Origin of the sequence: Gelidibacter maritimus, assembly GCF_014062315.1 — a bacterium.
Lineage (GTDB): Bacteria > Bacteroidota > Bacteroidia > Flavobacteriales > Flavobacteriaceae > Gelidibacter > Gelidibacter maritimus.
The window spans coordinates 103422-127338 of record NZ_JACGLT010000010.1; the positions used below are offsets into that span (position 1 = coordinate 103422).

At 37.6% G+C, this 23917-nt stretch carries 19 protein-coding genes; 9 read left to right on the plus strand and 10 right to left on the minus strand.

What is annotated here, in order from left to right; genetic code table 11:
• Window positions 1–2: 2 nt before the first annotated feature.
• Window positions 3–2417 carry a zinc-dependent metalloprotease gene (locus H3Z82_RS12975; RefSeq protein WP_182205938.1) on the minus strand — a complete coding sequence of 805 codons (2415 nt, stop codon included), beginning with the start codon at window positions 2415–2417 and terminating at the stop codon, window positions 3–5.
• 111 nt (window positions 2418–2528) lie between these two features.
• On the opposite strand from H3Z82_RS12975, the gene prfB reads away from it, so the two are divergent.
• The 5 genes from prfB (at window position 2529) to H3Z82_RS13000 (ending at window position 7928) form a co-directional block, all read left to right on the plus strand.
• Window positions 2529–3639, plus strand: a protein-coding gene (gene prfB, locus H3Z82_RS12980; protein ID WP_182205939.1) for a peptide chain release factor 2 whose coding sequence is annotated in 2 segments (ribosomal slippage) — window positions 2529–2591 and window positions 2593–3639 — 1110 coding nt in all. Because the reading frame shifts where the segments join, the coding sequence is not laid out codon by codon here.
• Between the two features lie 230 nt (window positions 3640–3869).
• Window positions 3870–4487: an HAD family hydrolase gene (locus H3Z82_RS12985; RefSeq protein WP_182205940.1), complete on the plus strand. Its 618-nt coding sequence runs from the start codon at window positions 3870–3872 to the stop codon at window positions 4485–4487.
• 81 nt (window positions 4488–4568) lie between these two features.
• A complete protein-coding gene (arsC, locus tag H3Z82_RS12990; RefSeq protein ID WP_182205941.1) occupies window positions 4569–4910 on the plus strand; it encodes an arsenate reductase (glutaredoxin) in 342 nt (113 codons plus the stop codon).
• 83 nt (window positions 4911–4993) lie between these two features.
• On the plus strand, window positions 4994–5407 hold the full coding sequence (locus H3Z82_RS12995) for a hypothetical protein (RefSeq protein WP_182205942.1): 414 nt from the start codon (window positions 4994–4996) through the stop codon (window positions 5405–5407).
• Between the two features lie 4 nt (window positions 5408–5411).
• A complete protein-coding gene (locus tag H3Z82_RS13000) occupies window positions 5412–7928 on the plus strand; it encodes a TonB-dependent receptor domain-containing protein (RefSeq protein ID WP_182205943.1) in 2517 nt (838 codons plus the stop codon).
• Window positions 7929–8029: 101 nt separating this feature from the next.
• Here H3Z82_RS13000 and H3Z82_RS13005 read toward each other — a convergent pair whose 3' ends face one another.
• Window positions 8030–8227, minus strand: a complete 198-nt coding sequence (locus tag H3Z82_RS13005) for a hypothetical protein (protein WP_182205944.1) — start codon at window positions 8225–8227, stop codon at window positions 8030–8032.
• Window positions 8228–8780: 553 nt separating this feature from the next.
• On the opposite strand from H3Z82_RS13005, the gene fumC reads away from it, so the two are divergent.
• Window positions 8781–10178, plus strand: a complete 1398-nt coding sequence (gene fumC, locus H3Z82_RS13010) for a class II fumarate hydratase (RefSeq protein WP_182205995.1) — start codon at window positions 8781–8783, stop codon at window positions 10176–10178.
• 121 nt (window positions 10179–10299) lie between these two features.
• Window positions 10300–11538 (plus strand): imidazolonepropionase, encoded by a 1239-nt coding sequence (gene hutI, locus H3Z82_RS13015; protein ID WP_182205945.1) that lies wholly within the window; start codon window positions 10300–10302, stop codon window positions 11536–11538.
• 98 nt (window positions 11539–11636) lie between these two features.
• On the opposite strand, the gene H3Z82_RS13020 is transcribed toward hutI, so the two are convergent.
• Complete coding sequence (locus H3Z82_RS13020; RefSeq protein WP_182205946.1) at window positions 11637–12521, minus strand: chromosome partitioning protein ParA; 885 nt, start codon at window positions 12519–12521, stop codon at window positions 11637–11639.
• A gap of 114 nt (window positions 12522–12635) precedes the next feature.
• Here H3Z82_RS13020 and H3Z82_RS13025 point away from each other — a divergent pair, with 114 nt between their 5' ends.
• On the plus strand, window positions 12636–13670 hold the full coding sequence (locus tag H3Z82_RS13025; protein ID WP_182205947.1) for a formimidoylglutamase: 1035 nt from the start codon (window positions 12636–12638) through the stop codon (window positions 13668–13670).
• Window positions 13657–13947 (plus strand): hypothetical protein, encoded by a 291-nt coding sequence (locus H3Z82_RS13030; RefSeq protein ID WP_182205948.1) that lies wholly within the window; start codon window positions 13657–13659, stop codon window positions 13945–13947. The genes H3Z82_RS13025 and H3Z82_RS13030 overlap by 14 nt, the downstream gene beginning before the upstream one ends.
• A gap of 55 nt (window positions 13948–14002) precedes the next feature.
• Here the strand turns inward: H3Z82_RS13030 and H3Z82_RS13035 are convergent, their stop codons facing one another.
• The 7 genes from H3Z82_RS13035 to H3Z82_RS13065 form a co-directional block, all read right to left on the minus strand.
• Entirely contained in the window at window positions 14003–15697 is a 1695-nt protein-coding gene (locus H3Z82_RS13035) for a hypothetical protein (RefSeq protein ID WP_182205949.1), read from the minus strand.
• Window positions 15698–15801: 104 nt separating this feature from the next.
• A complete protein-coding gene (locus H3Z82_RS13040) occupies window positions 15802–16326 on the minus strand; it encodes a hypothetical protein (RefSeq protein WP_182205950.1) in 525 nt (174 codons plus the stop codon).
• A gap of 386 nt (window positions 16327–16712) precedes the next feature.
• On the minus strand, window positions 16713–17996 hold the full coding sequence (locus H3Z82_RS13045; RefSeq protein WP_235982452.1) for a DUF6638 family protein: 1284 nt from the start codon (window positions 17994–17996) through the stop codon (window positions 16713–16715).
• A gap of 63 nt (window positions 17997–18059) precedes the next feature.
• Window positions 18060–18647: an NUDIX domain-containing protein gene (locus H3Z82_RS13050; protein ID WP_182205951.1), complete on the minus strand. Its 588-nt coding sequence runs from the start codon at window positions 18645–18647 to the stop codon at window positions 18060–18062.
• A 72-nt stretch (window positions 18648–18719) separates the two neighbouring features.
• Entirely contained in the window at window positions 18720–20678 is a 1959-nt protein-coding gene (locus tag H3Z82_RS13055; protein ID WP_182205952.1) for an AAA family ATPase, read from the minus strand.
• Window positions 20679–21112: 434 nt separating this feature from the next.
• A complete protein-coding gene (locus H3Z82_RS13060) occupies window positions 21113–22174 on the minus strand; it encodes a hypothetical protein (protein WP_182205953.1) in 1062 nt (353 codons plus the stop codon).
• Between the two features lie 251 nt (window positions 22175–22425).
• Window positions 22426–23775 (minus strand): coiled-coil domain-containing protein, encoded by a 1350-nt coding sequence (locus H3Z82_RS13065; RefSeq protein ID WP_182205954.1) that lies wholly within the window; start codon window positions 23773–23775, stop codon window positions 22426–22428.
• Window positions 23776–23917 lie beyond the last annotated feature (142 nt).

Sequence of the window (23917 nt, forward strand, 5' to 3'; positions counted from 1 at the left end):
TGTTATTTTAAAATATAATCGCAAGCGTTTGTACCTATAGGTGACCCATCAGGAATACGTGGCGCTGATTCTAATTTGAACTTATCAGGATGTTCCCGGAGTTCGGAAATCATTTGTACATATTGGGCCGCATAAGGATTGACATCTCGTTTTTTGTCAGAGAAGTTTTTAGAAATTTCACCTAAAGCCTTATTCGCCATGGCTTGAACCTGAAAGTATGCTGCGTCAGCTACGGCAAGGTTCATCATGTACTTAAGAACATTAAAATTGATCATTTGTTGAACTTCAAACAGATATGGATCCTTATGGGTTTTACCAAACGAATTTGCAATGAGCTCATTTAGTACTTCTTCTAATCCCAATTGATTGTGGTCCAGGCTTTTTTGCTGCACAAGTCTGTTGGCGCGTTGCGGATTTAACAAAAACTCTAAGGTCATATCACTGGCCGTAGACGGAGCGCTCAAAGCATCAAAAGCGACACCTGTTTTCCCTGCAAACGATTCGCGCGTTTTTCTATAACCAAAAGCTCGTGGTGGGAATAATTCCAACTTTTCCTTGGAGATAGCTAAGGTTTCAGCAGCAATCGTAGACAGCAAAGCTTTTAGGGCCTCTTTTTGATTTTTTGCTTTCAGCACTTCTGTAATTAATTGACCATCTCCCTTAAGCGCATAGTTATAATCCAGTCCGCCAACTAATTTGGAAGTTGCTTCGGTCTGATATCTGTGGAAAAAATAAAGTGGTACAAATACATCTTCCAGAACAGAATAAGGTTCATAGTTTCTGATATTATCTTTGGAAAAGTTTGAGATGGCCTGTTCACGAACTTTTAAAACGCGTTCTAGTTCTTCAGACGCACTTTTACCGTTGTCCCAAAGATGGGCGTAAGCATGGGCACCGCCTGGAGCTCGGGCATCTGAATCCGAAATAAATCGAAGACCTTGATCTTGTGCTTTCTTTAAAATGGCATTCAATGCTGCCTTCTCATCAATGCTTTCATCAAAATCTGAATAGCTATAAGCAACGGTTACTTTATCCCAAACGCCAATGCCATCGGTATAGGCATTTTCCAAACTGATATTTCCATTATCCAATGTGATTTTAGGATGCGGATAATCCATCACTGAGGCATCATCGTTACTACTGGCCGCAAAATTGTGGGCAAACCCTAAGGTATGGCCAATCTCATGCGCGCTCAACTGACGTATTCTGGCCAAAGCCATTTTTAGCATGGGCGAATTGTTGGTGTCAGAATCTGCAAAAGGTCGATTCAACAAGGCTTGGGCTATTAAAAAATCCTGTCGGATGCGCAAACTTCCTAAACTCACATGACCTTTAATAATTTCTCCTGTCCTTGGGTCGACCACAGAGGCACCGTAGCTCCAACCCCGTGTAGAGCGATGCACCCATTGGATCACATTATACCTACAATCCATAGGATCAGCATCATCGGGTAACATTTTCACCTGAAAAGCATCCTTAAAACCAATGGCTTCGTAGGCTTCGTTCCACCAACGCGCACCTTCCAATAATGCAGAACGCACCGGTTCTGGCGTTCCAGGATCAAGATAATAGATGATAGGCTGTTTGGCTTCACTCATCGCCAATTCCGGATTTTTCTTTTCCAATCGGTGTCTGATCGCAAATCGTTTTACAATGTTTTCTTCAATTGGTGTGGCGTAATCCATATAAGACATAGAAATAGCTCCGCTGCGTGGATCAAATTCGCGAGGTTTGTAATTATCATCTGGCAACTCTATAAACGAATGGTGTTGTATAACACTTAATAGTGACGATGTTGGAGCAACACTTCTAATATTTCTGCCCTTGGCATCCCCATCAAAAGTCAAAAGGGCTTCAAACTCTACATTTTTCGGAAAGGCTTTAGTACGTTCTAAAGATAAAGCGCTTTTAGAGAGATCAACTTTATAAGTTCCTTCGTTCTGTGCTTTTAGTCTTTTGGCAACCCCATGGGCATCTTCCATTAAAAACGGAGTCAAATCGATAATATATTTTCCCTCAATAGTGTCTTCTATTTTAAATCCGAATAAAACTGATTTCGCAAAGGCTTGTTCTATACTTCGCTTTTCGGGAATATTATCGGTAATGGCCCTAAAATCCTGATTGGGCTGAACCAACAGGAGTTTATTACCTGCCTTAATAAATTTAACAATGCGTCGAGCTCCCAACTGGCCTCTATCCAATCCGATATCGTTAGAACCAACGCCACTCGCCAAGCTATTTACATACAAAAATTCATGATCAATTTTAGCGACTTCCAGATAGATTTTATCCTGTTTTTCTTCATAGTAAAAATTAAAAAACCCTTTATAGGCTTCTACTTTTTTATCCTTCAAGACTTGTGACAATAAAGGGGTTGCAGTCAATACTACAATGAGACAAAGTAGATGTTTTTTCATAATGGTCAATTAGCTCATAAAATTACACAAATTAACTTAAAAAAATTATCCCATTAATTCTTTAATACTGCCTATTTTTAATGATATCTTTGCGAAAAAATAACACTAATAATGACTCCATCCGATCAAGTTAAAGGTCTTGTAGAACGCCTTGGTGCGTTGAGGAGGTATCTTTGACATAGATGCCAAAACTATTGAGATAAAAAACGAAGAAGTACAAACATTCGATCCAAATTTTTGGAATGACTCCAAAGCCGCCGAGCTTGTTATGAAGTCATTACAGGAAAAAAAACATTGGGTTGCCGATTACAATACTGCCAAAACCTTAGTCGAAGATTTGGAAGTGTTTTATGAATTCTATAAAGCTGAAGAAGTTTCGGCTGCAGAATTTGAAGCACATCTTAAAAAAACTGTCGATCACATTGAAAAATTAGAGTTCAAGAATATGCTTTCCGATGAAGCCGATAGTTTGAGCGCCGTTCTGCAAATTACATCGGGTGCTGGAGGTACTGAATCTTGCGATTGGGCAAGTATGCTCATGCGCATGTATTTGATGTATGCTGAAAACAACGGATTTAAGGTAAAAGAACTCAACTTTCAGGAAGGTGATGTAGCTGGTATAAAAACGGTTACTTTAGAAATTGATGGCGATTTTGCTTTTGGTTGGTTGAAGGGTGAAAATGGCGTGCACAGATTGGTCCGCATCTCCCCTTTTGATAGCAATGCCAAACGTCATACCAGCTTTGCATCGGTATATGTGTATCCGCTTGTTGATGATTCCATTGAAATTGACATCAATCCGGCCGATATAGAAATTACCACTGCACGTTCTGGTGGTGCTGGTGGACAAAATGTTAATAAAGTAGAAACTAAGGTCCAGCTGGTCCACAAACCTACTGGCATTCAAATTTCATGTTCAGAAACTCGTTCACAACATGACAATAGAGCTCGAGCCATGCAAATGCTAAGGTCACAGTTATACGAAATTGAGTTGCAAAAGCAAATGGCGCAACGAGACGATATTGAAGCAGGCAAAATGAAAATTGAATGGGGAAGCCAGATTCGAAATTATGTTATGCATCCTTATAAATTGGTGAAGGATGTTAGGACGGGGCACGAAACTGGTAATGTTGACGATGTCATGGATGGTGAAATTGACGAGTTTTTAAAGGCATATTTGATGTTGATGGGACAAAAAGATGATAACTCCAATGAGCTTTAGATGGTTAAAACGATAAAGTTGCCTTGCCCTTCCGGAACACTAGCGAAGGCGGGAAGTTGAAGTAGAAGCTCAAAGCCTTGAATTTAAGCATATACTTTGTAAATTGAACAATAAACACATAATAGTGTCTGCCCATCCGTTTATCCATTCCATTTTTAGTGGGATAACAAATAATAAGATTAGACAGGCCATAAACAATAGGAAAAACCCTCACTTTTGCGGAAAATGATATGAAAAAAATAGAGACCATAATCTTTGACTTAGGCGGTGTTCTTATTGACTGGAACCCGGAATATGTATATTTAGATGTTTTTGACGGCGACAGGGAAAAAATGCAATGGTTTTTTGATCATGTTTGCACGCACGATTGGAATGAAAATCAAGACGCAGGCTATCCGCTACAGAAAGCTACAGAAGATCGGGTGGCACTCTTTCCTGAGTATGAAGAATTGATCAGAATGTTTTATGGTCGCTGGGAGGAGATGTTAGGTGGGGCTATTGAAGGAACCGTTCAAATTTTAAAAAAGCTCATAGACAGCAAGCAGTTCCAAATCGTTGCACTTACCAACTGGAGCCATGAAACGTTTCCGATAGCGCTTGAAAGGTTCGACTTTTTACACTGGTTTGAAGGTATTCTTGTCTCGGGTGAAGAAAAAACCCGAAAACCTTTTAAAGATATCTACGAACTGACTTTAGAACGTTATAATATTGACGCTGAACGTTCGGTTTTTATTGATGATAACCTCCGAAACATTGTAGCCGCCAATGAAATGGGCATCAATACCATTCATTTTAAAAGTCCTGAGAAGTTAGAAGAAGCATTGAAGAAATTTGGCATCGAGATTTGAAATAATCCATTAATGGAGACTATTGGTTGATGATCCTATAAGCCGTATCTTTGCACCTTCTTTTAAAATCCATGATTAAAAATGATTTCAATCTATCACAATCCACGATGCAGTAAGTCTAGAGAAGCCTTAAAAATACTTGAAGCGCAGAAAAAGGATTTTCAGGTTATTAAGTACATGGACGAAGTGTTGCATGTTGATAATCTAAAAACGCTTATTCATCTTTTAGACATCAAACCTATTGATCTTGTTAGAAGAAACGAATCCATTTGGAAAGAAAACTTTAAGAATTCTGACCTTACAGATGATGAGATTATTGCTGCCATGGCAAAATACCCTAAACTAATTGAACGTCCTATAATTATCAACGGAAACAAAGCCGTAATTGGACGTCCACCCCAAAAAATCCTCGACATATTATAAGAGGATTCTTTAACACAACTTTAACCAAACCTCATTAAACCAAGTTCTATTTTTGCACTCTTAATAACTAAACCACCCCTATTATGGTTGCAAAAACAGTTAAACTTTCTCTTTTGATGCTTTTTATAAGCGTCACAATCTCTCATGCCCAAACCAAAGATGCCATGGAGAAGGAAAGAGAAAAGTATATGGAAAAACAAATGGAGCAATACAGAGCGCGCGTTGATACTTTTGTAACGCTCTTAAATATAGATGAATTTAAAGGCGAAATTATTAAGCAAAAAATTGATGATTTCTATAAAAAACGAAATCAGATCATGTTTTCTGAGACTCATCAAGAATACGAGAAAAAAGCAATGGTCGATCAATTAAAAACTTCACATTTTGCCGATGTTAAAGAACTCTATACTGAAAAAACAATCGCATCCATCCAACGCTTTGTAGATGATAATAAAGGTGAAATAAAAAAATTACAGAAAACCAAAAAAAACAAATAAACTAATGAAACTAATTCCCTACGTATTTACCCTACTTTTTCTATTAACTTCAAACCTCATTTTCGCTCAAGACGAAGTTTCCATAACCGGTAAGGTAATAGACAAAGATGTCAATCAACCTCTTGAATATGCTACCATCGCTTTTTATAGTAAGCAAGAAAACAAAATTGTTACAGGAGGCATCACCGGTGAAGATGGAACATTTGATATTAAGGTGCCAAGAGGCACCTATGACATATCTGTAGAATATATCTCTTACGGTACAAAAACAATACCTAATAGAACCTTAATTCAAAATACAGATTTAGGTGTTTTAGGTATCGCAATTGATGCACAAGCTTTAGGTGAAGTTTCCATTATTGCTGAACGCACGAGTGTAGAAATAAAATTAGATAAACAAATATATACGGTAGGCCAGGATTTGACCGTTAGAGGTGGGACCGTAAGTGATGTATTGGACAATATTCCGTCAGTTTCTGTGGATGTTGAAGGCAATGTCGCTTTAAGAGGTAATGATAACGTGACCATTTTAATCAATGGTAAGCCTTCAGGACTGGTTGGGCTTAACTCAACAGATGCATTACGCCAACTACCTGCAGAATCTATTGAACGTGTTGAAGTAATTACGTCTCCATCGGCAAGATATGATGCTGAAGGTACTGCCGGGATATTAAATATTATTTTACGAAGAAGTAAGCTTCAAGGGCTGAATGGCGCCATTACCGCAAATGCCGGATATCCTGAATCTGCAGGGCTTTCTGGTAATATTAATTACAGAACAGGCGATTTTAACTTTTTTAATACTACAGGATACAATTATAGAGAATCTCCTGGAAATTCTTTTACTGACACCCAATTTTTCAATATTAAGCGTGATGAGGATGGTAATATAATTGAGGATAGACCTGATACCTTTTTAAATGAGGTTAGAGAATCCAACAGAGAAAGAAATAGCTTTACTACCAACGTTGGTGTTGAGTGGTATATAAACAATACAGCTTCACTGACCACATCCTTGGTTTATAGAAATAGTAATAGTGATAATACCTCTACCAACTTCAGTAGAGAATTCGACTCAAATAACAATCTGACTTCAACATCAGAACGTTTCAATCCTGAGCAAAGAGATGATAAAACCATCCAGTACTCTGTCAATTTTGACAAACAATTCAATGACAACAGTCAGCATAAATTGACGTTCGATTTTCAATATGAAACAAGTGATGAAGACAATAGATCATTCATCGCTCAAGATGGTTCCAACGTTGAGCGTATAAATACACTTCAAACTCAAGATAATATTTTGTTACAGGCTGATTATGTACATCCTTTAGGAGAGAGCAGTCAGTTTGAACTTGGTTATCGCGGTAGTTTCAATGAAATGGATACCGACTATAGCTTGGAGTTTTACGAAAACGGTAACTATGAATTGGATACGGATGTCAGCAATAATTTGATTTATAGAGATTATGTCAATGCCGTTTACACACAGTTTGGCAGTAAGTTAGGTAGTAAATTTTCTTACTTGATGGGCCTCCGAATGGAGTCTTCCCGTGTGACCATTAACCAATTGACCACGAACGATTTACAAAAAAAGAATTATACAGATTTGTTCCCAACAGTCAATTTAGGTTATGAAATAACCGATAGCCAAAGCATTCAGTTAGGCTATAACCGTCGTATCAGAAGACCACGTTCTTATTTTATCAACCCATTCCCTTCAAGAAGTAGTCCAACAAGTGTATTTCAAGGAAATCCAGATATTGACCCAAGTTTCTCTAACAAAGTTGATTTAGGGTATTTATGGAAATTCAACAAGTTTACATTAAACTCTTCTATTTATTATGAGAGAGCAACTGATGTTTTCAACTTCATCAGCGAAGCTACAGGCGATTACTATATTAGAGATATCAACTTTACAATCAATGAAAATGAACCCGATTTTGACAATATAACCTCTCAATATGAAAGTGTGATTCCTGTGATAAGAAGAACACCTATCAATTTGGCTACAAACGATAGATTTGGTTTTGAATTTACTTTAGCATACCGAGCTTCGAAAGATTGGAATGTGAATGGAAACTTCAACTTGTTCCAGTCTAAAACGGAAGGCATTTACAATAATGTAGATTACGGCGCAGAAAATTTAAGTTGGTTCTTCCGTTTAAACAATAAATATACCTTACCTGGGAAGATTGATTGGCAAACAAGAATATTTTATATGGGACCTAGTGAGGATGCCCAAAACAAACGTGATGGCATGTTTTCTACTGACATGGCCTTTAGTAAAGACCTGTTTGACGATCGTGCCTCTATTGCATTCAACGTAAGCGATTTGTTTGATACAAGAAAAAGATCCATGGAGTCGTTCACACCGTCGTATATAAGTTCATCAGAGTTTCAGTGGAGACCTCGTAGCTATAACATATCATTCACCTATCGTTTCAACCAACAGAAGAAACAACAAAGAAATATGGAGCGTAGCAATGGTGGCGATGAAGATTTCGAATTTCAAGGATAATTCATGTGCTCAATGTGAATGGCATTGAGCACCCAACATAAAAAAAGCGGTTTCAAATATTTGAAACCGCTTTTTTTATGTTATATGTTTAAGAGTGATTTTTATAAATCCTCTAAGGTGCTTGCTGACGCTTCCTTTTTTGCCTTACGTTCTGCTTTCATCTCTTTAAAACGCTCCATTGAAGCTCCAAAGACCCAATATGGAATAACAAAGGTCATTAAAAAAATCATTAACCAAAAACCCATGGTCAATATCGTCATAAACGCCAAAAATCCTAAATACTGGTCAAATGTAAACATGTTGCAAGTTGTTTTTAATAATTATAGCAAAGATAGGAGAAACGTTTAGTTTATACAATACCTACTTTAAGATTTATTAACATAGTTTTTAAGATATCAGACGCTTTTGGACAAGCCGTACATTAATTTTGATATTTATACACCAACAAAAAACGTTTTATTTATGATTTTAAATGTTGTATCAATGACGTCTAAGATCTGTATCGGTAAATTACCTCCTTAAAATAACCACGACATTTAAAAACTTAGTCGGTTTGAGAAGCGATATTATTTTAAAATATCTGCCATACTAAATTTATTTCCTAAGGAAACAATTATTTAGGATACTATATATTAGATGGGTTAACGCACGTGGGGGCGCAATCGTATCTTGATTTTCTCGTTAATAATTCATAAGTAGTTGTATTGTAAGATATCACACAAAAACTGTTTATATTTTATGAGTTGTAAATGAACTAATTATTTCAGAAACCCATAGGAATTATTCTATAATTCCACTATCGATTTTCCCTCAAAATGGCTAACTTTGTTAACTAATCATTCATCAGATATTATGGAATACAGAATTGAAAAAGACACTATGGGCGAGGTTAAAGTTCCTGCCGATAAACTTTGGGGTGCACAAACAGAACGCTCCCGAAATAATTTTAAAATTGGTGCTGTGGCATCTATGCCAATAGAGATTATTTATGGTTTTGCATATCTAAAAAAGGCAGCAGCGTTTACAAATTGTGAATTGGGAGTTCTACCGATTGAAAAACGCGATTTGATTGCACAAGTCTGTGATGAAATATTGGAAGGTAAGCACGATGACCAATTTCCGTTAGTTATATGGCAAACTGGTTCTGGCACACAAAGCAATATGAATGTCAATGAAGTAATTGCCAATAGAGCGCAACAATTGGCAGGTAAGAAAATTGGCGAAGGAGACCCTGTTATTAGTGCCAACGATGACGTTAATAAATCGCAATCTTCAAACGATACGTTCCCAACAGGAATGCATATTGCTATTTACAAAAAAATCGTTGAAAATACGGTTCGGGGCATTATTCAGTTACGGAATACTTTACATAAAAAAGCTAACGATTATAAAAATGTTGTAAAGATTGGTAGAACCCATCTCATGGATGCAACCCCTATAACACTCGGACAGGAAATTTCGGGTTATGTAGCACAATTGGATTATGGCTTAAAAGCTTTAGAAAACACCTTGCCACATTTGAGCGAGCTGGCACTTGGCGGTACTGCTGTTGGTACAGGGTTGAACACTCCAAAAGGGTATAGCAAGCGTGTAGCAGAGTTCATTGCCAAATTTACGGAACTACCTTTTGTCACCGCTCCAAATAAGTTTGAGGCACTTGCTGCGCACGATGCTTTGGTAGAAACACATGGTGCATTAAAACAATTAGCGGTAAGTTTAAATAAAATAGCCAATGACATCCGTATGATGGCCTCCGGTCCAAGAAGTGGAATTGGAGAAATTATCATTCCAGCTAATGAGCCAGGAAGCTCGATCATGCCAGGAAAAGTGAATCCTACCCAATGTGAAGCTTTAACTATGGTCTGTGCCCAAGTTATGGGTAATGATGTTGCTGTAACCGTTGGTGGCACTCAAGGCCATTATGAGTTAAACGTTTTTAAACCTATGATGGCGGCAAATTTATTGCAATCGGCCCAATTATTGGGTGACGCCTGTAAGAGCTTTGATGAGCATTGTGCACAGGGTATTGAGCCCAATCATGATGTCATTGAACATTTATTGAATAACTCGTTAATGCTGGTGACTGCTTTAAATACTAAAATAGGCTATTATAAAGCTGCTGAAATTGCTAACACAGCACATAAAAACGGTACCACCTTGAAAGAAGAAGCTGTCAATTTAGGATATGTTACTGCAGAAGAATATGACGAATGGGTGAAACCAGAAGACATGGTTGGCGGACTTAAATAATCAGTCCCGATTGGGGCTTTTAAAGATTTAAAGCCTTCATAATGTTATAAAAAAGCAAGTTTATTTTAATAACTTGCTTTTTTTTTACCTAATACGCAGTCAATTTATACAAAATAAAATTATGTCCATACTCATTATCAATATCAAAGAGCTGATTCAAGTTAGAGAAAACAACGTGACCATTGTCAAGGGAGCTGATATGAAAACGCTTCCAACCATTAAAAATGCCTATCTTATTATTGAGCATGATACCATAGTTGAATATGGTCCGATGTCAGATTATGTTGATTATCAAGCTGAGGAGGTCATTGATGCCAATGGCAAGATGGTGCTTCCAGCATGGTGTGATTCCCATACCCATATTGTGTATGCAGGAGACCGATCTCAGGAGTTCGTGGATCGTATCAATGGCTTATCATATGAAGAAATCGCTGAACGCGGCGGCGGTATTTTAAATTCCGCAGAAGTTCTACAGAATACTTCTGAAGAAGATCTTTATCAACAGTCACTCAAACGACTGAATCGGGTGATGCAATTGGGCACAGGCGCAGTTGAGATAAAATCGGGGTATGGCTTGACAGTTGAAGCCGAATTGAAAATGCTCCGCGTCATTAAACGACTGAAAAAGGAGTCTTTGGCCACTATCAAAAGCACTTTACTTGCTGCACATGCAGTTCCGAAGGAATTTAAAGACAATAAGCAAGGTTTTGTAGATCTCGTGGTTTCTGAAATGATTCCGGAAGTTGCCCAATCAAAACTTGCCGATTATATTGATGTCTTTTGTGAAAAAGGATATTTCGATTTGGAAGACACAGATAGAATTTTGAAAGCTGGGAAAGCAGTGGGACTCACGCCTAAAATCCATGTCAACCAATTCAATGCGTTTGGTGGCGTAGCTCTGGCTGTGGAGCATAAGGCTCTATCTGTAGACCATCTTGAGGAAATGAGATCAGAAGACATAGAGGTTTTGAAAAATAGCTCTACAATGCCCGTAGCGCTTCCCTCCTGCTCCTATTTCCTGAGCATTCCATATTCTCCAGCACGTCAGATTATTGATGCGGGTTTACCATTGGCATTGGCAACAGATTATAATCCAGGTTCCACACCAAGTGGAAATATGAACTTTGTGGTAAGTACAGCGTGCATTAAATTAAGAATGACACCTGAAGAAGCTATCAATGCTGCTACTATCAATGGCGCTTATGCCATGGGTATTTCAAATCAGTATGGAAGTATCTGTAGAGGGAAAAAAGCTAATTTAATCATTACCAAAACTATTGAGAGTTATTATAACCTGCCTTATGCTTTTGGCGACAATCTTATTGACACGGTAATTATAAATGGTAAAGTATTGGAATAATTAAGTCTCATCATACGGTTTTATCTATTTTTCATACCATAAAAAAACCCGAAAATCATTAGATTTTCGGGTTTTTCTTTATATCAAATAATCTATAATTATTCTAATGTGAATTCTGTAGTAGACACCAACTCTTTCTTGTTGAAAATATTTACCACGTATCTACCTTTCGAAAAATCACCATTTGGAGATACAAATTCACAAATATTAAGATTTCTATTTTCGTAATTAAACTTGCTTACCAAACTATAATTTAATACTGTTTCATCAAATTGAATCTGCTCATTGGCGCCTAAAACGTTATCATTCGGATCTAAAACCTGAACATACAGCTCTTTATCACCAGCACCTACTAAAGTGTTCTTTGCAACTGTATAACACAATCTGATTTTATCACTTCGACGCGCTCTTTCGGTCGGGATCAGTTTTCCAGAATTTCTCTCAATCACACCAAATGCTTTTAATCCTACCGTTTGTAAAACCGCAGCATTTTCAACCACAGTTGCCAACTCTGTATTTTGGACCAATAGTGAATCTGTAAACATTGTACGTTCAGCTAATCTTACATTTGTACTATCCAAAGAGGTTGCCAATAACGAGTTTTCAATTTTTAACTTATCATTTTCAGCTAAAAGAGTATTCATTTCTTCTTGTAATGATCGGTATTTCTTTCTGAAGCTCATTAAACTGTTTACACTGTTTTGAGATATTTTCAAAGAATCCATTAAACCTTGAATTCTATTTCTGGCTTCTGCTAAATCTTCATTTGCGACTTTATTTTCTCCAATGGCAATATCATACTGTTTTGCCATATTACTTAAATCGTTCATAACCAACTGCTTCTCTTTGGTTAACTCAGCTTCATTTTGTTTTTTATCATTATATAATTTTGAGGTATAAAAGCCTGTTCCGATAAACAAGGCCAATAAAATCCCCAAGGCAATCTTTAATCCGGTATTTTTGTTACTGTTTGAACTTTCCATAAGTTTTGTTTTAGTTATTGATACTTAAATTAACACTGGTTTTGTTATTTTTGATTATTGGAAAAAATTATGATGTAATTTTAATACATCAAATGTAAAATTAAATTCTCAAAAATGGAGAAACTTGTTCTATTTAATAAAAATGATTTAGATAAATTACTTATAAAAAGAGCTAATGAATCCAAATTTGGAGAACATGTCCAATTACTTTCCAATTCTACCCATATATACGATTCGCTAACATCTTTGGACGTTGACTACGTTATATTTGGAATTCCGGAAGATGTAGGTGTGTTTGCAAACTATGGAAATCGAGGTGCAGCCAAGGCCTGGGAAGCAACTCTAAAGGTTTTGTTAAACATTCAAAGTAATAGATTTACAAATGTAAAAAAAGTCCTCATTCTTGGTCATTTAGACTTCTCCAAAGAAATGGACAAGATTGATAAATATGATGCAAACGACAAAAAACACATCGAAAAAGCAAGAAAACTTACTGAAAAGATAGACAAGCATGTTACCGATCTCGTTTATCAAATTGTGCGTTCAGGGAAAAAGCCAATTGTTATTGGTGGCGGACATAATAATGCTTATGGTAATTTAAAAGGTAGCTCATTGGCTTTTAAAAAACCAATTAATGTCGTTAATTTTGACGCTCATTCTGATTTTAGACGAGAGGAAGGCAGACATAGTGGCAATGGATTCAGTTACGCATTTGCTGAAGGTTTCTTGAAGAACTATTTTATTTTCGGCCTGCATGAAAATTATACTTCCGATCATATTTTTAAGATCTTAGACCGATTTAAAGCATTACAATTCAATACCTTCGAAGCTTTAACCATTAGAAAAGACAAAAAGTTTAAAGCGGAATTGTCGCGCGCTGCAAAGCATGTGGCCGACAAACCTTTTGGAGTCGAGTTAGATTGTGATGCCATTCAGTATATTCCAAGCAGTGCCATGACACCAAGCGGTTTCAGTATCAAAAGAGCTCGAACTTATGTGAACTATTTCGGACAACAAAAAAATGTTGTTTATTTACATATTTGTGAAGCAGCGCCAACACCGGAGACAGAGACTATTGTGGGCAAACTCATTACCTATTTAATTACCGATTTTATGAGGGCAAACCAATCAAGTTATGAAACAAAATAAACAATATCGTATCGATTTATGGTTATTTATAGGCAGTATCTCAGTTTTACTGTACCTCTTATTTATGAACCTTATGTTTGAAGATTCAGGTAGTAACACTTTCAAAGCAATTATGGAGTGGATTACAATTCCGATATTTATTATGGGGGCTTTTATCCCTCTAGTTGTAATTTTTAGGTTTATTGTAAAAAAAACCGTCAGCACTTCATTGGCAATCTTAACTTTACTCTTTTCATTATTGGCTGCAGTAATGATCGGATATACCACATTGGCTTAGTTCTTTTAAACTCAGAAATCAACAACCTAACATGTTCATCCACTGGTGTTGGAACTTAGTTTCCTACCGACCTCAAAGAATCAATCTCACGTTGCAATTTTTCGATTTCATCAGCGTTGGCATTGACTTTAGGAATGGATTGGATGGAATCTATAACTCTTTGAACATCCGCGTCTGTTGGCACGGTGGTTTCATTATAATAGTACCCGATTCCTTCACTTGCTCTCCAAGCTTCATTTAACTCATCGTATACGGTTTTGTCCCACTGACTTGGATGTTTGACATCAATCCAGATCACATTCCGATATTCACTGTCCACCAAAGCCAAATCAGGGGTTGCCGAACCGTCAAACTTTTGTGAATCGGCTTGTACGGCTGATACCGTTCCTAAGAAAAACATGCGCCGGCGTCCGGCAATATCTTTAATATACGGCCTGAACTCTACCGGCTTATTCACTGACCAGTCGTATTCCTTTCGCGATTCAATAATTTTTAATGGCATAGCAGATACGCCGGCATAACCTTGCTTTTTAGCTGCGTGATCATAATAATAAAGTTGATCAGTGCCATCTGCCGGCACAAAAACACTATAAGTTAAACTGGTACGTTCATCGCCAATCGGTTCCAATCCAAACCAATGGTACAAACCGCTATAAGCCTTGGCATCAACGTCTTCAAAATTAAAATCGGTTACAAAAGGTTGTTCATTTTGGTCATCGGGCATATCCGGAATTTTTACAGCAGTTTGCATTTTCCATGGCAGAGGATCTGTAAATCCTCCCAAAAACTTTAAGGACTCTGCTTGCAAGCGCGATATATTTTCTGATAAGGTATTTTGTTTGGTCAAAAACGGATGGTTTTTCATTTCCTCAGGACTGATATAAGTGCCTTTTCCAATCAAGACGCGCTCCAAATAGTCGTTAAAATCGTGCTTTCCACTATCAATGATCATCACCCCACCAAAAGTTGGATAAGGAAAAAAGAAACCCTTCCACTTGATTAAACTGACTACTTCCACCCAATTTCCAGAGTCGTTCTTCATATAAAAGGTGTCACCGGGCTCCATGGTAAACAACTGAAAAATATTGAAGCGCTGCACCACCGCATTGTAGGTATTACGACTGAATTTTAAGGATTCGCCAATCGAGAAGGTCACTGGAATCCGATTCTCATTTGAAAACCTCGGAAATGGCGACGTACTGGAAACAGAAAAAATCTCCTCCGTATTCTCACTAATTTGCTGCATGGTGTATTTCTCGGAAGGCTGGATGGCCATTGTCCATCTGTTCTCATTATCTATTCTTACCAAATGAGGCAAAGACACATCTTTTGTTTCTCCAACCGACTCATTGGCCATAGAAAAGATATTGCGTAATGGTTGGATGCGTTCGTTTTGTGTCAATGGCAATTCGTTGATTTCAACTCTATTCAAGTTATTGAAAACATTATAGGTTTTCATATAATCATACATTTTAAAATGCCAACCTACTACATAAAGCAACCCAAGAAACAGAATTAAAAGTCCTAAGATTCCTAAACGGCGCCCCACACCAACGGCATTTCTAAACTTTCGCAGCCCAAAAAATAAGACCAGACCAATAAAGAGAATTATAAAAATATATTTTCTAATGAATAACAAAAATGGTTGGTAATCGTCCCGAAGAAAAAACAACAAGATTATTAAAACCAAGGCACTAATGATGGTGATGGTTTTTTGTCTTGATCCTTTATTCCAATAGTTCTTTATCATAGTGTTCTGTTGTGGGTTGTCGGTTGTCGGTTGTCGGTTGTCGGTTGTTAAGATAATAATGAATTGTTAATCAAAAATCGCCATTCAAAAATCGTAAATCCCATTTACATTAATCCTTTATCTTTCAATCGCTCTCTAGCGCTCTTTTTTGGTGGCTGTGGTTCTTCTTCAATTTCTTTTTTGGCTTCTTCCACCACTTTTGGTTCTCTTGAAGTGATATCCTTAACAAAATCCTTGCTTTGTTCTATGGCATGATCAAATTTTTCTTCTAAATTTTCACTATGGGCATCGATAACTTTTTCGGATTTTAAAACAAATCCTCCAATATAAGTTCCCAAGAGCGTCCCGACAATACTTGAGGCAAATACGGAGATTGTTGCAATATCAATCGGAATCAAAAAGCGCGCAATTAAAATTGCAACCAGAAAAATCATGGCAATAAATACCAAACGTAAAATAAATTTTTGCTGATACAGAAAGCCCGTGGGATCATTTGGTGACATTTGGAGTTTTTTGGAATACATCATTTTATTGAAAAAGCGATACATCCCGTTACCTGTAGATTCTCTCCAATAAAGGAGGATTCCGAATAGAATTGAGCCGATGAAAACGATGATCTCTAAGGTCATTTTTTTTAGTTTTTATAAATTAAACTCCTTCTAAAGGAGAAGGATTATGCTTTCAAAGCGAAGAAGAGTTCGTTAATATCTATTTTGATTGTTTTGATATAATTACGAATAAACCCTTCCTTCTTCAGGCTCTATACTGAGCCTAAATCCACCTTCCCTTTCATTCAAGGGAAGGATTTTTTTAATAATCGTTATCTCAAAATTTCTCCTCCTTAAAAGGAAGAGTGGATTCATCCCGAGAAAACGGGGTAAAGACGAGGTGGTTGACCTATTCTTCATTTAAAAGGCTTTCTCTCTGATTTAATCCAAATTCAATTCGACAAACGCAATGAACATGTAAAGAAAACTTGAAACTATTCACCTCCCTTAAAATTAGTCTAAAAAATTTATATATTGTTACGAATCGTTGCAATCACCCAATCTTTCAGCGAATCATCCCAATTTCTATACTTTTCATAAAACTGTTCTTTGTCATACCAATACAGGAACAAAACATCTAAAGACGAAATATTTACCAACAATTTCCAAATCAAATCCTGATGTTTTGCATTTAAGGACGAATGTGGCTTTTGCAAGGCTTCAAAAAGTTCCTCATCGACAGTATCTGCTAATTTATATTGATTGCTGACTTCCATTTTTTCAAGATACAATTCCACGCTCATCACTCTTTTCCGATCCTCAATAGGCAATTTGTTCAAGTATCCTTTGAATAATACCTTATCATCCAAAATATCCTTAATGGGATGTTGCGTTTCTTGTAAAAATTGCGAAAACATGAACTTTTTAATCCGCTCATAGCGCGCGGTCTTAACCACGTCATCCAAATTATATTCAATAATCAGATGGTCGCGTAACTTGTCTAACAACTCAGGCTGTGAAATGTGATAAATCAATACGTCATGAGAGGTATCCTTAATGGCTTCCTTATGCCACTTTTCATCTTCAAAAACCACAATGGGCGTAATGAAATCACGCAAAACATACACACCTCCAAAAGCCTTCGTGTAAAAAGAGTCCGTAGTAAAATATAGTTCTTTAAGGTCCAAATTCCGGTGTCTTAAGTCGCCATAAGTTTTTGCTGAATTCAACAAGCGTTGGTGCAGATTTTCGTCAATAAAATTATGTCCTTGTTTAAACCTGTCGATCAACTCAAACTGTTGTTTTTGTATTTTATTAAGATTGTTGATCAGTTTAAAGCTAATGGAGATATCCTTGTATTTCAGCACGTCCAAAGGTTCATAAAAAGCATCAATAAATTGATCAAAGTCAACGCAAATAGCACAGTCTCTGGTAATATCATTAATTATATCACCATGAGTTCTGAAAATCAATTGCATCATCTCCCGATCAAACGTATGAAATGGCATATACACCGGTTTTCCTTTTTGTAATGGTGTAATGATAATGGCATTCGGATTGGCCTCTCCATTATTCAGATAATGGATTACCTTTTTTTCTTCAGCAATTTCAGGGCTCCAACCCAAGCCGTCGATTGAAAAACTTGTGAGTTTTGTTTCAGTCAACCCCAAAATTTTTAGACATTGATTATAGCGCTCTACCAATTTCCCACTGATAGGGATGAGATCGTTTCTAAATAATTGTGCTGTTTTTAGTTTTTCCATATCATTTCCCACAAAGGTGGGAATCTCTTTATTTTTTCCGATATTCATTTGCTGCCTGCTTCTACATGATTTTCAAAAAAAGCGGATGTGCAGGCTCGTTTTTCTTTGTTCTTAATGCTTAATTAAATTATTTATCTGAGCATATTGCAACAAAATAATAGTTTTGGCGTCCCGAATTTCTCCAGACTCTATCATTTCCAAGGCTCTGGTAAACGGTATTTCCATAACTTCAATTTCTTCATGTTCACTTGCCAATCCGCCACCTTCACTGACTTTCATATCTTCAGAATATGGTGCCACATACAAATACATCTTTTCGGTTAAGGCTCCAGGTGACATATATGTTTCGATCACCTTTTTAACATCCCTTACCTTATATCCAACCTCTTCTTCTACTTCTCTAATTATTGTAGATTCCGGCAAATCATTATCATCTATAGCACCAGCACAGACTTCAATGGACATCGCTTCGTCTTTATTGGTATGGTAAATTGGCATCCTAAATTGGTTTGTCAATATAATAGTCCCTTTTTCAATATTGTATAATAAAATCCCAGTACCATGCCCACGATCATAGCTTTCTCTCGAAACGCGTTTCCATGTGCCATCTTTAAACCGGTAATCATAATTGATCTCCAGTAGAGTAGCCCAAGCTTTGGAAAGTGTTTTATAGATGATGTTTTTTATGTTTTTTGACATTGTTTTTGAGTTGTCGGTTGTCGGTTGTCGGTTGTCGGTTGTCTAAATTTCAAAAAAATCACTAATTAGTCCCTAATTTTCAAACTTTTTTCGTGCTTCCAATTCGATGTTGAGTTGGTTGACCCTTGAATCCACTTGACGTTTGAAATCGGTGTCGGCAATGGTGGCAACATTATCCAAATAACGCACAACTTCCTGACGCCTTATTTCAGAAAAATTGAGACCTTTCATATTGGCCCGCATCAATTCCTGCAGCATGTTGAATTTGGTCTCGTAGGTCTGTTTAAAATAGATCTCGGGATTATCGAACCAAGCGGGTTCCAAATCAAAATCGGTTAAACGCAATGAGATGGCCGATTGGATATTTCTCACATCCCTTGATGAAAAGAACGGAAAAATTTTTTGGATTTCTTTATATAAATTGGCATAAAATTGATGTTCATTGGTTTGAAACTGCTTTTCAACCTGATCATAAACAGCATGGACGCGCTGCTCAGTAGGCTTATTCACGGCGCTTAAAATCTCTCCCATGTTCTTGGCCAAACCTTGATCCTGGAGATAGTTATAGTGTTTTGGATCTTTCATATTTATAAAATCGGGCATCGTTTTTTCTAACTTACGCCACCATAAATGATCTTGGTCCAAAAAGTCATGTTCGGTACGTGCACCGTCGATTTTGAATCGACCTTGCACCCTTGAAATCACAGCTTTATCCAGCATTTCCGGTAAATTAGTAAATAATCCGATAGAGCTATTACCATAATTTACCGCGTAAGCCCCTTCCGTGTATCTTAAAAACACCCCAATAACCTCTTTAACGCCAGCAGAAACGCCTTGAGCAGTACGTTCCTGCAGATTGTTTTCAGCATCGTCAATAGGTGCGAAAATCAATTTTGAAGGATCTTGCATGGGCTTCATCCATTCCACCATTTTTTCGGCAGAACCGCCCTGAAAGGTGGAAATCAAGGTATCGGGCATCGGATGGAATAAAAATGGGATCTCCAAATGGTCACAATGTTCCTTTAGTTTTGTAGCAATTGCGGCTATAAGCATACTTTTTCCTGTTCCAGGAATACCGTAACCCATAAAGACTGGCATAAAGCCGCCCAATTCCTGAAACGGATTCTTTTTGGCGGTAAAATCGTAACTCAGCATGCGCTCGGTTAATCGGCGTGCAAAATGTTTGGCGTCTTTGTTTCCGACAATCTGTTCAAACTTAATTTTGTTGAATTCGACGCTTTTAGCAGCACCGGCAAAAACATTATTCCACCCAGAAATTGCAAATTCGGAATGCTCAAGTTTATAAGTTCTGTCCACAATGGTTTCCTGATACTCCAAAGTAGATTTTCGCATTTGAATTTCATCAATCAATGCTTCAAAGAAGACCACTGTAAAATCGGCCACATCCTTATCACTTTTGATGATATCTGGATGTCCCAAATACTTGTCATAATAAAACAAGGTACAGGCCACACCTTTTAGAGGCGATAAAAGCGAAACTTCAGGGATACCCGCAAATTTTTGCTTCATCACGCTCAAATCGTCAGATGCATAAGGTTTTAAGTTGTGCAAAATATTATAGGCCGCTGAAAACAACATGAAGCCAGTTGCCGTATGCATTTTGCTTTCATACTCTCTTTTCCCCATGCTGTCCAATGAGGCTTTTCGCTCATTTAAACTGGATAGTCCTGAAGCATCATAGTAGCTATCCTTGATCCAAATACCTAAGGTCAAACCTTCTTGAACGGCATACAGCGTTTGGTTAAGTAATACTGGAATGGCAATGGAATCTGGAAGCAAACGCTTTTTAAGCTCTAAAATAGTTTTGGAAACTGCCGTTGTTTCTGCCATATTGGAGCCATTATTGGCCCTTGAAAGATAGAGAAGAATGGAATCGTCTTTGGCGTCCTTATCTTTGTTCTTGGCGCGTTGCCCTTGTTCCCATTGGATACTTTTAAGATACGACGCGGCTTCGTCACGAAGCATATCGAGATCATTTTGTTTTATGGGAAAGGTTGAGTTTTGTTGCATTGGTTGATTTATGAATTATGTATTGAATTAGCCACGAACCTGCCCATCCGTTCAGGCGGGTGTACGACTATATAAATTTTATAATCTCTTTTAATTCTGCTCCTTTGATAGGAGGAGTGGATTCATCCCGAGAAAACGGGATGAAGACGATGTGGTTGATTCTCTCAAGTCGGTTTCAATAACCCGAGGCTTGCCCCGATTGAAAAGGCAATTCCTTATTCATACCTCCTCGTGGGCTTGACCGCCCATGGTGGTCTGAAGGTCCACGAGATTCTTGATTACACCCTTCCGCCTTAAATTCCTCCACGGGAATTTAATCCACCTTCCCTTAAATAGAGAAGGAATTTTTTATCGTTTATTTAAAAAACTTTCAATGCTTAACAATTAAAAGTCTTGATTCTTTGTACTTTAAGCGCAGCGGTCTAACTTCTATTTTACACTTCACTTATTTTCAAATCCGCCATCTGAATCGGCGGTTTAGCCAAACCATTCATTATTTCCGGTGTTTTACTGTATAACAACTGAATGATACGGTGTCGCGCCATGACATAATTTTTATGCACAGGGTCATTCCATTTCTGTAAAATTTGCTTTGAAAAATAGCCTCCTTCACTAAATTCGCTGCCTGAAAATACTTCGTCAACACTTAAAGACAATGCGTAGGATTCCAGTGGCACCACTTTATCTGCAATATTCTTGAGAATAGCATGGGTGATTTGATTTTCATCCTTGGCAAAAACATTATGAAACGGTCCCAGATCAATACGCTTGATGTGTTTCGGCCGAATATCCTTCAATTTTCGGTCAATACCATAGGCCATAACATCTAAACTCATCACCCGATCTGCGGTGGTTTTAAGCACTTCGTAAATCTGTTTTTTATGGGCTTCAATAGTGGCACCCTCAAAGTCAAAATACATATAACAGATAAAAGGTCGGTTGCAACCTACATCAAAAAAACTCCAACTGGTCATGAATTCGGCTTCAGAATTTTCAGGTGCCTTGATGATTTTTCCTTGGACAAACCGATTGAAAATAAACTTCTGTTCTACTGAAGTGTAATAAACAATGGAGGCCGCTTGAAACAATTTACTTTTTTTGATGGGTTCTTTCTTTCGGAGCAAGGTATCCAAAAACTCTTCCTGTAACTCACTCACATCTTTAAGTTTGTTGACGTAGTTTGCCTTTAATGACAAATCATTGAACAGATACCGGAATTCTAAATAATTGGGAAAACCAGATTCGGTCAGATCCACTTTCATATTCTCCTCTTCGTCATACATGTACTTGACCCGCATGGCTTCAATGGAATACAATAGCAAATCAGCATATTGTTTAAAAAAAATGAGTTCCTGGTGGGTGCACAGATTTTCACGTTGTGCACTCACTATTAATTCTTTTAGTACAAAATCGACCATTTTATGATAAAACACATACTGCTCCTTGGAATCGAGATATGCAGAATCTAATGGTGTTACGATGTGATTAATGGACACTTTTATATTTAAAAATTATGAATTATTGCTAATGTAACTACAGTCTAAACACGCGTTAAGGGATGCAGCGGCATCCTTGTTTGTTTGGAGGTTGAGTTTAGCCAAACCTTCAAACAAAAAAGATACAGCGGAACACCTACCTGCCAGCAGGCAGGCCTGACCACGCTTTTCGCGTGGGAACGCTTTGAACAAAACACTCAATAGACCAGACAGATTTTGAAAATCAGTCAGGTCAACTATCATTCGTTGAATCAAGACAATAGATCGTCGGAATTGGTTTCTGGTTTTGGCGCTGCCGCAGGTTTTCCTGCATCGTCATTACCTGAGGGTTTTGTAGCGTCAGCCTTATAGTAATCCTCAAAGATCTCTTTCATGTCAATACCGTAGCGCTCGGCGAAATTCTTTTGAATATCGGCATCTTTAGTACGGATTTCCTGTAAAGCTTCTGCGTAACTGCTATAAACTCCTTGCATCACTTTTTCGTGTACAGGAATATTATCCATCATTTCCTGACGTGCTTTTGCACTTGCGGTATGCATTGATGCTAAGGTTTCTCCAATATGCTCATCGGTCTTGACCCCCAAATGTTCAAGTATAGCCGCGAATTCCTGATCTGTGCGCGCTTTTAAAGCCACAACATAACCGTCATAATATTTAAGTCGCTCTTCGGTATCACTCTTTAGTTTAGCACGGTGTGTCTGTAAATTGCTACGTAGAGATGTCAATACCTTAATGGTCAGGTTATGCTTATGCACAAAGCTATCTTTACTCGCCGCCAATGTGGTATAGGCGTTTTTAAGGCCTTCCAACTCTTCTATTTTTTGTTCCAAGGTTGTCACTTTGCCTACAGACTGGGCATAGTCGGCCGATTGCTTATCAACAATTTCATCCAATTCTTGGCGGGCCTGTTTTAACAGCGCGTAGTTATCATCGAGTTTGGCTTCTACTTCTTTTTTCTTTTCTAAGGCACGGGTATGATTTTTAGTAGCCTCAACAATAGCTATTTGAAGCTTATCTTCTACCTCCTTAATCTCAACTTCCCTGTTTTTTAAACGGGATACCGCAGCCTGACTCTTATAGGACAGTTCGGCCAAAAGCGTTTGTACATCGGCGCTTTCAATACGCTCTTGGAACATGGCTTTGGCCTTATTATCAGCACCCGCCCTAACTTTCTCTGCTTCCTTAAACTCCTGTTCTTCCTGTTTGATTTTGCTTTTACGTCCCCATAGATTGTTCCACCAGGTATCGGGCTTATTGCGCGCATCTTCCAATTCTATGCGAGCACGGTCCAATGCTTTTTGGGCATCATCAATAACCCGTTGCTCATCGGCATTGAGAGAAGAAAACTTCTCAAAGATAATCCCCACTTCGTCCTGATAATCTGTAAGGTCCTTGATGGCATCCAAGAGTGTTGTTCGGTCTTTCTCAGCCATATGTACCACATCATCAAGTGTGGCATTTAAGATTTTTTGGCGGGACTGTGGATCGTCTTCCTGGGCGAGCTTAGACTTCATGGTGTCAACGGCTTTCCCCCAATTGACATCCACTTTACCAGTTTTTTCGTTGGAATTGGTTTCTAATAAATCAAAATCATCTGACATATAGTTTCATATTTAAGTGAATTCAAAGTAATTTAATGAACAGCAATTTCGTTAAAATAAATCAGTATCAAAATTATTATTCCTTTAATTTATTGGTATGAATTCTTATAAAATTGTTACAGACTATAGAAATAAGTTTTAA